The organism is Clostridiales bacterium (assembly GCA_012512255.1).
Lineage (GTDB): Bacteria > Bacillota > Clostridia > Christensenellales > DUVY01 > DUVY01.
Map to the genome: position 1 here is coordinate 1 of JAAZDJ010000036.1, position 11,738 is coordinate 11,738.

Below are 11,738 nucleotides of genomic sequence, written 5' to 3' on the forward strand. Positions count from 1 at the left end.
GCCTGCCCGTGATAAGTTTGATTTTGGCAAGCGAGATTTTGTTATACTCGCCCGCTATCCAATATTCCAGCATAGCCTTTTTCGCGCCCTCGGTCGCAATGGGCACGATTTTGACCGCGTTGGCTTTCGGGTCTTTCAATAAATAATGTGTAAGGCGGCCGTGTTTTTCTTTGGGCGCGCCCACAAGCACAGCCAAATAATATTTTTCAACCTCGCCTTCTCTTATCGCCTGTGATATCCTGGACGCCGCCTTGGAGGTCTTGGCAAACACCATAACGCCGCCCGTGGGTCTGTCCAGCCTATGCAATAATCCTAAATAGACATTGCCGGGTTTTTGGGCAGTATGCTTTACATATTCTTTACAAAGAGTATCCATATCTTTGTCTTTGGTTATATCCGGCATAACGGGGACATTTTGGGGCTTGACCACAACAAGTATATGATTATCTTCGTAAATTACTTCCATATCAATCTCCGATAAATACGGCGCTCGCTCCGCAGGGCAATACCAAATCATCCTGGGCGGGCAGCCCTATTTCGTAGGCTTCTATGCGCCCTTTAAATTGTTTGGTCGCCATTTTTAGGATGTTAGCCATGACAGAGGGCTGCAAGCCCGTCGTGTAGCTATTTATCAAATAAAACAAAGGCTTTGGGGACAAAAGCTCGGCGCAACGAAGCGCCAAATCAAAAAGAGAGTCTTGCAGCTTCCACATCTCGCCGTTTGGGCCTCGGCCGTAAGACGGCGGGTCCATAATTATGGCGTCGTAAACATTCTCTCTCTTTATTTCGCGGTTTACAAACTTTAGACAGTCGTCAATTATATATCTTATATTGTTTAGGTTATTCAATCCCGCGTTTTGTTTGGCGCGCTCAACCATGCCTTTGGCCGCGTCCACATGTGTTACCTTAGCGCCCGAGGCGGCGCAAACTACGCTGGCCGCGCCCGTATAAGCGAAAAGATTAAGGATTTTGGGCCCGCCGCCGCGCCTTTTTATAAGCTCTTCCATCATGTCCCAATTGACAGCCTGCTCGGGAAAAATCCCGGTGTGCTTAAAGCCCGTGGGCTTAACCAAAAAAACATAGTCTTTATACTTTATTGTCCAGCTATCGCTAAATTGTTTTTTGACATGCCACCTGCCGCCGCCGCTGTTGTTTCTTATATATACGGCGTTAAGACCGGGGTAGTTTTGCATATCAATTTCTGCGCGCCAAATAACCTGGGGATCGGGACGGAGCAAAATCACATTGCCCCAACGCTCCAGCTTTTGCCCGTCGCCCGTCGCGATTATTTGATATTCTTTCCAATGCCGCGCGATTTTCATTATATTATATTTTTTGCACGCTTAATACGATTTTTTGGCCGTTAATGTCCCAATCCTTAGTATAACCGTCAATAATGTTATCAAACAACCCGCGGGCCAAAACATCTCTTTTGATGGACTCAAAGTTTTGTTTTAATACTTTTTGCAAATCTTGCGAATTTGTTTGATAGCCAATATTGATATAATCGGTTACCTCAAAGCCCGCTTCTTTTCGCATTGTCTGGATTTTGCTTATAAGCTCGCGCTCATAGCCTTCCAAAATAAGCTCGGGCGTGAGTTTGGTATCCATAACCACGGTTATATTGTCGTCGCTTTGGGAATCAAATCCTTCTTTGCTTTGGACGCTTATTAACAGGTCGCCCTCGGTTAGCTCTATCTCAACGCCCTTGTATTCGGTCTTGTAAACCCCGCCGTCTTTAACGGCTTTCGTAATGTCTTGGGCGCGTGTATCCAAAACCTCCCTCACAACGCCCAAGTTCTTGCCGTATTTGGGTCCCAAGGTCTTTAGCTGAGGCTTTAGCGTGTATTGGATGAACTCCGCCGCCGATTCCACGATTTCTATTTCTTTGACATTAAGCTCGTCCGCCAATACATCCAATAATTCTTGGTCGGGTTTGGGTCTATTGGCAATGGCGATATACATCTTTCTTAAAGGCTGGCGGTTTTTGATATTGACGGCGTTTCTCAAAGCCCTGCCCAATACCGCGCAATCAATTATGGTTTGCATGCCCTCGCCTAGCCCTTTGTCAATCAGGCTATGGTCGGCAACGGGATAATCGCAAAGATGCACGGACTCGGGCGCGTTTTTGTCCGTATTTCTAACTATATTTTGATAAATGGTCTCGCAAACAAAAGGAACAAAGGGCGCGCAAAGCTTTATTAGTTGCGTTAAGACATGGCATAGGGTGGTATACGCCGCTATCTTGTCGTCTGTCATGCCTGCGCCCCAAAATCTTTCCCTTGACCGCCTTACATACCAATTGGACAAGTCGTCGGTGAATTTTTGGATTTGTCTCGCGCTGTCAATAATGTTATATTCTTTTAAAGATTTGTCCACAAAGTCAATCAAAGAGTTAAGCTCGGATAAAATCCACCTGTCCATAAGGCTTAATTTGCAGTCTTTAAGGTTGTATTTGGTCGGGTCGTATTGGTCAATCTCGGCATACAGAACAAAAAACGAATAGGTGTTCCACAGCGTGCCCAAAAATTTTCTTTGGGACTCGCTCACCGCCTTGTGATAAAAGCGGCTGGGCAACCACGGCGCAGAGGCGGTGCAAAAATACCACCTTACGGCGTCCGCGCCTTGATTATTTAACACATCCCAAGGGTCAATGACATTGCCCTTGTGTTTGGACATCTTTTCGCCTTTTTCGTCGCAAACATGCCCTAAGACCAAACAGTTTTTATACGCGGGCTGGTCAAACAAAAGCGTGGAAATCGCCAAAAGCGTATAAAACCAGCCTCTTGTTTGGTCCACGGCCTCGGATATAAAATCGGCCGGGAAATGCGCTTTAAATTTTTCTTGGTTTTCAAAAGGATAGTGATATTGCGCAAACGGCATAGCGCCCGAGTCATACCAGCAATCTATTACCTCGGACGTTCTTTTCATCTCGCCGCCGCACTTGTCGCATTTAAAGGTAACATTGTCTATATAAGGCTTATGAAGCTCTATGTCTTCTGTAAGCCCGCCTAGGTCTTTTAGTTCTTGCTTGCTGCCTACGGCGCGCATATACTCGCAGCCGCCGCATACCCAAATGGGCAAGGGCGTGCCCCAATATCTTTCGCGGGACAGTCCCCAATCAACCACATTTTCCAAAAAGTTGCCAAACCTGCCCTTGCCAATACTCTCAGGCAGCCAATTAATCATGGCGTTGTTTTTTAGCAATTTGTCTTTTAGCTCGGTCATCTTTATAAACCAAGCGCTTCGCGCGTAATACAAAAGCGGCGTGTTGCAGCGCCAGCAAAACGGATAGCTGTGCTCGTAATCAAATTCCGATAGCAGCAGTCCTCTTGTTTTTAAGTCTTTTATAATATCTTTGTCGGCGTCTTTTACAAACTTGCCCTGCAAAAATCCCGCTTCCTTCACAAACAAGCCACGCTCGTCCACCATTTGCACAAAAGGCAGGTTGTATTTTTTGCCGACAAGCGCGTCGTCCTCGCCAAACGCGGGCGCGATATGGACAATACCCGTGCCTTCGGTCAAAGTCACAAAATCGTCATTGACAATATACCAAGCGTCTTGCTCGCCCGCGAAATCAAACAAAGGCTTATATTTTGTCCTCTCGTAGTCTCTGCCTTTTTTGACTTCTATAATATTATACTGCTCAAAATGCTTATCAATCAGTTCTTTTGCCAAAATGTATCTAGCGCCGTCCGCTTCTATTTCGGCGTAGTCTTCTTTGGCGTGCATGCACAAAGCCACATTGGACGGCAATGTCCAAGGCGTAGTTGTCCACGCCAAGAAATACACGCCCGGCCTGTTTGCAAACTCAAACCCAACCACAATGGATTTTTCGGTAATATCCTTATAGCCTTGCGCTACCTCGTGGCTGGACAGCGCCGTGCCGCAGCGCGGGCAATAAGGGACTATCTTATGACCTTTGTAGATAAGCCCGCGGTCAAAGATTTGCTTTAGCGACCACCAAACAGATTCTATATATTTGTCGTCATAGGTTATATACGGGTTTTCCATATCCGCCCAATAACCTACGCGCTCGCTCATCTTTTCCCATTCGGATTTATATTTCCAAACGCTTTCTTTGCATTTTTTTATAAAGGGCTCTATTCCGTATTTTTCTATCTCTTGCTTGCCGTCAATGCCAAGCAATTTCTCAACTTCCAACTCCACCGGCAAGCCGTGAGTGTCCCAGCCCGCAATCCTGTCCACATGATAACCTTTCATTGTCTTGTATCGCGGGATAATATCTTTCATAACGCGGGTCAGGATATGCCCGATATGCGGTTTGCCGTTTGCTGTGGGCGGTCCGTCATAAAAGGTAAACTCGGGCTTGCCTTGGGTTTTTTGCAATGTTTTTTGGAAAATATTGTTTTTATTCCAAAAATCAATAACTTTTTGCTCTCTCGCGCTAAAATCTAAAGAATTATCAACCTTGTCATACATCTTATGTCGCTCCAAAAATATCTCAAAAAAATATTATTCTTAATTATCGTGTAATAGTCAAATTTTGTCAAGAATATTGCTAAACGTTAACCAATCCGAAGAAGTGACCACAGCCAAAACCGGAAGCGTGTTGTCGCCATGTCTAGTCAACAATACGGCCTTTAGGCGCGGGTTTTGGGCGTAAACGGTCAAAACGTCTATAATGCTCGCGCTAGTGGGCATAAACACATATTCCTCATAATCAATATGCGCGATTTGGCTCAGCTTTATCTTTTTCAGGTCTTCGTAATTTAAAATCTTTTTGGTCTGCAAAATTTTGACTAACACATTAAGAATCTGTTTTGAGTTGACTATCCCCGCCACGCGGTCGCCTTGATAGATAGGGATATTGGAATAATTATGCTTAGAAATCGCCTCAATCAAGTCCGAAACATTTTGGTCGTCGTCAAAGGCTATAATCTGCCTTTTTTTGACGACGTCAATCGCCAAAGGCGGCGAGGTCAATAATCTGGCTATATGAGTAATAAGCTCCACCGCCTCGTCGTTGGGCTGGGCTATTATCTTATCGGTGGATTTGTGCACGATAGCGTTTCTAAGACGCCCGAAATCATACAGCTCGTCGGCGTATTTTTTGACCAATTGGTTTTTGGGCGCCGTTTGCCTTAACAGCTCGGAAAAAGACAGGCTGTCTTTGTATCCGTATTGCGTGCGCAGCGTTCTGTCTATTATGTTATACGCTTCTATAAACTTGGACGCGTTTGAACTCATGTAGATATTATAACATATATGCAAACAATAAAAAAACCAATGCGGCTAGGGATATTTTAAAAAGGGTTTTTTAAATTTTTTTAATCAAAATTTTCGCGTTTTTTGTGTTTTTTTCCAAAATATAACCCTTGCTAAAAATACCAATATCATTTATAATTATTACGCTGTGCTAAGTGGGGAGCTAGCGGTGCCCTGAACCTGCAATCCGCTACAGCAGGACCGAATATTTCTCGCGGTGCATCTTATGGAAAGCAGGAGTATGTAAGGAGCGTTGATATCGGGGTCTTATGCAATGACAACCCGCGAACCGTGTCAGGGCGGGAACGCAGCAGCGCTAAGCGGAATTTGTTATGTGCCATAAGGAAGCTTCGGAGGAGCCGCCTGCATAAATACCGTTTCGGTAAGGTGTATCAACAGAAATTGCACAGCATTGCAAAATGAGCGATTTTTTTAAAAAAATCGCTCATTTTGTTTTTTGGTTTATTTTAAAATTTAATTTTCTTGTCTTTTGGTTATAGTTTAATTTAACTTCTCCAAAAAAGCGTTAATTTTATCGTCAAAATACGCGATATCGCTTTCAAGAACTTTATAACGCTTGGGGCTATATATTTTATATATTCTTTTTCTGATGTCTTTAGGCAAATCCGAAATATTTAATTGCTCGACCGCGAACGGCTCGCGCCCTATGCATTCCGTTAACTCGCCAAAAATCTTTTGCATTTGTTTTTGGTCGCCGTCGCAAAAGGAAATAAAGGCGTATTTTGGCATATTTTCTTTTTCTTGTAATATGAATGTCTTCAGGGGCGAGGAAATCTTTCCCGCCCATATAGGCGAAACCAAAATCACGCAATCGTATTGCTGCCAGTCAATATCAGCGCTTTGGATTTTGGGTTGGCGATTGAACAGCAAATCAAAAAATATGCCCAAAGCGCTTCTTTTCTTGAGTTCGCGGATATTAATAAGCTCAAATCCGCTTCTGTTTTTTAGCTCGTTGGCTAATACTTGGTTGCCGCCCTTAAAAGAATAACAAACAATCAAACCTTTCATCTTTTTTCCTCCAAAAAATATAAAAGTGTTTAGCTTTTTACACAAAATAATTATATAACAATTTAATGGAGTGCATACAATTTTGATATAATGTTTTATAGATTTAATGTATTTTTAATATTCTATTAATAATTCTAATAAAAAAATATTAACGCGCTTTGTAATTTTAATAAATATTAACGCTTTTTTAATAAAGGCGTCTTTAAATAAAAATGGCGCATTAGCATAAATGCCGCCATTGTTTTAGATTTGGCGCTTTATTTTGGTTCGCAAGTTTTTATTGGGGCGAAATTATTTTATTTGTTCTAAAACACTGTCATAAAACTTGGTTATCCGCTCGGCAAGCTCAAAGTTTATCTTTTTGGCTATGGACGCGTAACATTTTTTGATTTTGGGTTTAGTTTCCGAGTCGGCTTGTTCTAATCGGATTTTTAGCCTGTCTTTAATCTTTTTTATCTTATTAGGATACCTTATCCAATGGTCGCCGCCTTCAACGGTAAGATTAACTGACAGCGGGTGCGTGTTGTGTTTTTGCAAGCCCAAAAACGCCTTATAAGGCACGACGCTGTCGTGCGAGCCGTGCGCCAAAAATACGGGTTTTCGGCAGGTTTTTATCTTGGACAATGCCGAGCCAAACGGGTTTTTGCCGTATTTTAGCCTGTTAAAGACGGCGCAATACGGACAAATCAATACCGCTTGTTTGCCAAAAGATAAGACGGCGTTATCTACCGTCATTTTGTTGACAGCGTTAAAAGCCGACAGGCTGGCGGCGGCGAGGACCTTATCGTCATTCAGCAGAGCCAGCGCGGCGTAACCGCCGTTGGAAAATCCCCATAAAAATAACGGCTTGCCGCCTAATGAAGCGTCTTGTTTTATATAGTTAAGGGCGCATTGGGCGTCAAAAGGTATTTGCAAAAGCCCCCTTACCCTATCGCCTTCGCTTCGGCCCGTGGCGGTCGGGTCAAAAGAAAACACCAAGTAATCTTGCGAAGTAAAATAATCAATCTCGGGCAAATAATGGTTATGGTTGTTTTTAAAGCCCGGTATTAGTAAAATTACGGCTTTATAATTTTTGCCCTTTTTAAAAAACTTATAGCCCGTCAAATTTTGGCCATTGTTATTTTTAAAACCAACTTTTTCGTATTCCAAGCCTTCAAATTCTTTTATGCTGATTAAATACTCGTTATCAGCCCTTAAGTTATACTGCTTTGCCGAGGATACCCCCAACAACGCAAACGGCAAAACCAATATAACCAAAACTATCGCCCCTATCACTACCAAAAGAATCCATTCAAACATCTCAACAAAAAACCCTATTTTTGATTTTTAAAAATTATTTAATAATAATCAATATTATTTAATTATACTTATTTCTTTGCCAAATTACAAATTAAAAATTTTTTGAAAAATTTTAAAACAAATGTTTGATTATTTATATAAGATGTGATATACTAAACATGTGTTTAAACATTTGATTAATTCGGTGTGTTATGGAACTTGCGGAGCGTGTCAAAATATTATCAGCGGGCGCTAAATACGATGTAAGCTGTTCGTCCAGCGGAAGCGACAGGAAAAACACGGGAAATATGATTGGGGACACAGCGGCATGCGGGATTTGCCACAGCTTTACGGAGGACGGCAGGTGCATATCGCTGCTGAAAATTTTAATGTCCAATGACTGTGTCTTTGACTGCCAATACTGCGTCAACAGGCGAAGCAATGATATCCAAAGGGCGTCAATTAGCCCGCAAGAGCTGTGCGAATTGACGATGGGGTTTTATAGGCGCAATTACATAGAAGGGCTGTTTTTGTCCTCGGCGGTGTTTGTAAATCCCGATCATACTATGGAGATTTTGTTGCAAACGGTCAAGACGCTGCGGGAGGTCTGTTTGTTTAACGGCTATATCCACCTAAAAGCCATACCGCACGCCGATCCCGCGCTGATAGACCAAGCCTCAAGATATGTTGACAGGATGAGCGTCAATATTGAATTGCCCAGCGAGCAAGGGCTAAAAAAGCTTGCCCCGTCCAAAACCAAAGAGTCAATCCTAAAGCCGATGAAACAATTATCCGATATTTATCTCAACGGGCAAGAATTGGCCAACCATAAAAATTTGCTTGGGGTTGGGGGCAATGTGTTAATAAGCGACCCCGTAGGCAAGCCCAAACAAAAACCAAACCATCCCATTTCGGCTGGACAGACCACTCAATTAATCATAGGCGCGACGCCTGATGCCGATGGGACAATCTTAAAACTGTCCCAAGCGCTGTATCGGCTTTATCGGCTAAAAAGGGTGTATTATTCGGCTTATATGCCTGTGGGCAACTCTAAACTTTTGCCCAGCGCGCCCGCCAATACCAAAAGAGAAAACAGGCTATATCAGGCCGATTGGCTTATAAGGTTTTATGGGTTTGATGTGGACGAGTTTATCTCGCCCGAGGTCAATCTCAATTACGACCTTGATCCCAAAACCGATTGGGCGCTTCGCAATATGGATAAGTTCCCGATAGAGATAAACAACGCGCCTTACGAAGTCTTGCTAAGAGTACCCGGCATAGGCATCAAAAACGCTTGGCGCATAGTCCGCGCGCGTAAATCAGGACGGCTGGGGCTAGAAGATCTAAAAAGAATGAAAGTCGTCTTAAAGCGGGCGATTAATTTTATCACGATAGATGGCAAATTTTTTGGAATACGAAATTATAATCAGCTAAACAACTATATGCTACAAGAGCCCAACCAACAGCTTAGCATTTTTGACGACCAAAAATTAAGCATAGTTACAGGAGAGTTTTAAAAAATGATTTTTGTTTATGACGGAAGCATTGAAGGGTTTTTCACTACGGTATTTGAAGCGTATAAAACGGGCGTTGAGCCTGTGGCGATCCATTCGTCCCAAAAAGATTTCCAAACCAGCATGCTATATGAAACCGTGCCAGTAAAGACCGATTTTGTAAACGCCGAAAGAGTGGTAACGGCCATAAAGCGCATCAGCTATAACGCTTTGGACAATATTTATACGGCGTTTAGGCATTGCGACGCGGACAAAGACTTGGCGATTTTTAGGTTTATCAAGCTACTGTTTTGTAAAAAAAGCGCGGCTTTGAATATGCTTGCCCATCCCGACATGGTCATATTTAACAACCTTGTCCATTCGGTCCAAAAAGAAATTCACCTAATGAAAGGTTTTGTCAGGTTCAGGCAAACCGATTTTGGTGTGTATTACGCGCCGATTTCGCCCGACCACGATATTTTGGACGCTTTGGCAAGCCATTTTATTCAAAGGTATAAGGGCATGGCTTTTTGCATTCACGATGTGGCGCGCCAGAAAATGCTGGCTTATGACGGCGTAATATGCAAGATCGTGCCCGCGAGCGAAGTTGAAATAACCTTGAGCGAAGAAGAGCTGGCGCTGCAATCGGCTTGGCAAGATTACTACGAGAGCGTAAACATAAAAGAGCGCAAAAACCTAAAACTCCAAAGACAGTTTTTGCCTAGACGCTACCGTAAATTTATGCCCGAGTTTAACAGCGATTTGGTCTTTAGAAAAAATAAAACGTAATATTACATAGCCAAAATCTCTATCTATTAATCAGCCAAAAAACAATTTGACAATCTCGCCGCTATTGGCATATATACTATAAAAGGTATTAATGGTGGATTTTTGCAAGCTGAACGAGTGCGAGATAAACTTCGCTATTGCGGCATTGGCAAATTCTTTGGCGGAAGGCTTAGACGAAAATGAGATTTTGCTGCTGTCTAGGATTTTTAGCCAGTTGTCAGGCGTGTTGCTTACCATTTCCACCTTTAGGGCGGTATGCGAACACGACAAAGACCAAGACAAAAAATCAGACGATAAAAGCAAAAAATAATAGATTTTTTTAACGCAGAACTCTCAAACAAAAAATTAAAAATTTATCAAGTCCTTAAAATATAATACAGCCTATCAATAGACTCTTATCGCCCGAAAATTTTTGACCGCCTAAAAACAGCTTTAAAAACTATCATCAAAAAGCTTTTAGTTCCAAAGCTAATAAATCAAATAAAAAAACCCTATCCATATAGATAGGGAACTTTTTTAAATTTTAAAATCTTAATGCCCTTTGTTACTCGCCTTTTACTATTCCCTTATGGTAGTTATTATATTTGCCCATATATTTTTCAATCAATTCCACCGCTTCTTGAGGCGTGGTAACCCCGAATATTTTGTCGTCAAAGTCTTTGTATCTTATCCTATGGTCAAGTTTGGTGTCGGCGACCTTGGAACTCCAGCCGCTTACGTTTTTGTAGGCGATTATCAATCTATGCAATGCCCAAGCGTTAGCGATCTCGGACAAAGTGCCCGCCCCGCCGCCTATGACCACCAGCGCCGAAGCCGAGTTCGCGATAATGACATTGCGGTAAAGATCCAAGCCCGTAGGTATGACAATATCGGCGTATTCGTTAGCCTCGCTTGGCGAAAACATAGGCAAAATTCCCACCGTGTCGCCTTCTTTGTATTTTTCGGACGCGTGCGCGCCCTTAAACGCGTATTCCATCACGCCGCCCAAGCCGCCCGAAATAAGCCTGTAACCGTGGTCCACTAAGATTTTGCCGGTCTCAAAAGCAAGCTGTTGTTTTTGGGGGTCATTGTCAATGTTGCTGTCGCCCGCAATAGCAATTGTTTTTCTCATATCTTTTTTAATCAAGCTTTCCTTTATTTTTCTAATATAACATTTAATATAACATTTTATTTGATATTTTTCAATACGGTATAAGTTATTATATCCAAAAATATATATTTATTTCCAACTTATGCGGGCGCCTTGACTTTTGCGTCTTATATCCAAAATATTTTTTTTATTTATAAACGCATTTAAAATTCTCAAACTCAACCGTGTTATTGTCGCCTAGGGCGTATAGCCCAATCATTACGCCAGTAAACCCGCCCGCGACCTCGGACGATAAATATCTTGTTTGCGCCGAGCCTAAGTCATATTCTTGACCGTCTAGCTGGACGCCAAAGTAATATCTTAGGTTATCCGAACGGATAATAAGCTGAGCTTGAGAAGAAGATATATTTATATAATTATGGACGGTCTTAATATCGCCGATGTTTAATTTTTTGATAACTTTTATACCGTTTGTATCTTTTAGTATCGCCAAATCATAATGGTGGTTTTCGTCCATATACAAAGTTATTCCGCCCTCGCCATCCAAAACTTTAACATCGCAAGTTATTTCCATTTCAAAATCTTTTTGTCTTAAGGCTATAAAGGCGGGCGAATCCTTATCGTCAAGCGTTATGTCCGTTCCGATTAGGATATATTTATTGTCTTGAAAGATGTAATTTTCAAAATTTGGGTGGCGAAGATAACACCAATCTATTTTGGGGTCGGTGTTTTGGAATGTATAGACCTTTTTTTCCTGTTGGACAAAATCGCCCTTAATCTCAAAGCTGCGAACAACCTCGCCATTTTGCCCCGCGCTAAACCAGCCGTCC

At 42.4% G+C, this 11,738-nt stretch carries 11 protein-coding genes and 1 other RNA gene; 4 read left to right on the forward strand and 8 right to left on the reverse strand.

What is annotated here, in order from left to right; all coding sequences use genetic code 11:
• The 4 genes from GX756_01970 to GX756_01985 all read right to left on the reverse strand — a co-directional run.
• Positions 1-466 (reverse strand): RNA pseudouridine synthase (locus GX756_01970; GenBank protein NLC16632.1); only part of this gene is annotated, 466 nt, incomplete at its 3' end.
• A gap of 1 nt (position 467) precedes the next feature.
• On the reverse strand, positions 468-1,322 hold the full coding sequence (locus GX756_01975; protein NLC16633.1) for an SAM-dependent methyltransferase: 855 nt from the start codon (positions 1,320-1,322) through the stop codon (positions 468-470).
• A gap of 4 nt (positions 1,323-1,326) precedes the next feature.
• Positions 1,327-4,443, reverse strand: coding sequence for an isoleucine--tRNA ligase (locus GX756_01980; protein NLC16634.1), 3,117 nt, complete (start codon positions 4,441-4,443; stop codon positions 1,327-1,329).
• Between the two features lie 57 nt (positions 4,444-4,500).
• The gene (locus tag GX756_01985; protein NLC16635.1) at positions 4,501-5,211 is read right to left on the reverse strand and encodes a CBS domain-containing protein; all 711 of its coding nucleotides are present in this window, start codon (positions 5,209-5,211) and stop codon (positions 4,501-4,503) included.
• Between the two features lie 164 nt (positions 5,212-5,375).
• Between GX756_01985 and ffs the strand changes: the two genes are divergently transcribed.
• Positions 5,376-5,639, forward strand: an RNA gene (gene ffs / locus GX756_01990) — signal recognition particle sRNA large type.
• 91 nt (positions 5,640-5,730) lie between these two features.
• Here the strand turns inward: ffs and GX756_01995 are convergent.
• Positions 5,731-6,258: a hypothetical protein gene (locus GX756_01995; GenBank protein NLC16636.1), complete on the reverse strand. Its 528-nt coding sequence runs from the start codon at positions 6,256-6,258 to the stop codon at positions 5,731-5,733.
• Between the two features lie 291 nt (positions 6,259-6,549).
• On the reverse strand, positions 6,550-7,557 hold the full coding sequence (locus GX756_02000; GenBank protein NLC16637.1) for a prolyl oligopeptidase family serine peptidase: 1,008 nt from the start codon (positions 7,555-7,557) through the stop codon (positions 6,550-6,552).
• A 191-nt stretch (positions 7,558-7,748) separates the two neighbouring features.
• On the opposite strand from GX756_02000, the gene GX756_02005 reads away from it, so the two are divergent.
• From GX756_02005 to GX756_02015, 3 genes are all read left to right on the forward strand, one after another.
• Positions 7,749-9,053, forward strand: coding sequence for a putative DNA modification/repair radical SAM protein (locus tag GX756_02005; protein NLC16638.1), 1,305 nt, complete (start codon positions 7,749-7,751; stop codon positions 9,051-9,053).
• A gap of 3 nt (positions 9,054-9,056) precedes the next feature.
• Positions 9,057-9,818: a DNA metabolism protein gene (locus GX756_02010; GenBank protein NLC16639.1), complete on the forward strand. Its 762-nt coding sequence runs from the start codon at positions 9,057-9,059 to the stop codon at positions 9,816-9,818.
• Positions 9,819-9,909: 91 nt separating this feature from the next.
• Complete coding sequence (locus GX756_02015) at positions 9,910-10,128, forward strand: hypothetical protein (GenBank protein NLC16640.1); 219 nt, start codon at positions 9,910-9,912, stop codon at positions 10,126-10,128.
• Positions 10,129-10,362: 234 nt separating this feature from the next.
• Here the strand turns inward: GX756_02015 and GX756_02020 are convergent, their stop codons facing one another.
• On the reverse strand, positions 10,363-10,929 hold the full coding sequence (locus GX756_02020) for a TIGR00725 family protein (GenBank protein NLC16641.1): 567 nt from the start codon (positions 10,927-10,929) through the stop codon (positions 10,363-10,365).
• A 166-nt stretch (positions 10,930-11,095) separates the two neighbouring features.
• Positions 11,096-11,738: glycoside hydrolase family 43 protein (locus tag GX756_02025; GenBank protein ID NLC16642.1), on the reverse strand; the 643-nt coding region annotated here is incomplete at its 5' end.

Excerpts from the sequence above, each read along its gene's own strand:
- GX756_01975 (NLC16633.1), bottom strand. The coding sequence starts at position 1,322 with ATGAAAATCGCGCGGCATTGGAAAGAATATCAAATAATCGCGACGGGC.
- GX756_01980 (NLC16634.1), bottom strand. The coding sequence starts at position 4,443 with ATGTATGACAAGGTTGATAATTCTTTAGATTTTAGCGCGAGAGAGCAA.
- GX756_01985 (NLC16635.1), bottom strand. The coding sequence starts at position 5,211 with ATGAGTTCAAACGCGTCCAAGTTTATAGAAGCGTATAACATAATAGAC.
- GX756_01995 (NLC16636.1), bottom strand. The coding sequence starts at position 6,258 with ATGAAAGGTTTGATTGTTTGTTATTCTTTTAAGGGCGGCAACCAAGTA.
- GX756_02000 (NLC16637.1), bottom strand. The coding sequence starts at position 7,557 with ATGTTTGAATGGATTCTTTTGGTAGTGATAGGGGCGATAGTTTTGGTT.
- GX756_02005 (NLC16638.1), top strand. The coding sequence starts at position 7,749 with ATGGAACTTGCGGAGCGTGTCAAAATATTATCAGCGGGCGCTAAATAC.
- GX756_02010 (NLC16639.1), top strand. The coding sequence starts at position 9,057 with ATGATTTTTGTTTATGACGGAAGCATTGAAGGGTTTTTCACTACGGTA.
- GX756_02015 (NLC16640.1), top strand. The coding sequence starts at position 9,910 with ATGGTGGATTTTTGCAAGCTGAACGAGTGCGAGATAAACTTCGCTATT.
- GX756_02020 (NLC16641.1), bottom strand. The coding sequence starts at position 10,929 with ATGAGAAAAACAATTGCTATTGCGGGCGACAGCAACATTGACAATGAC.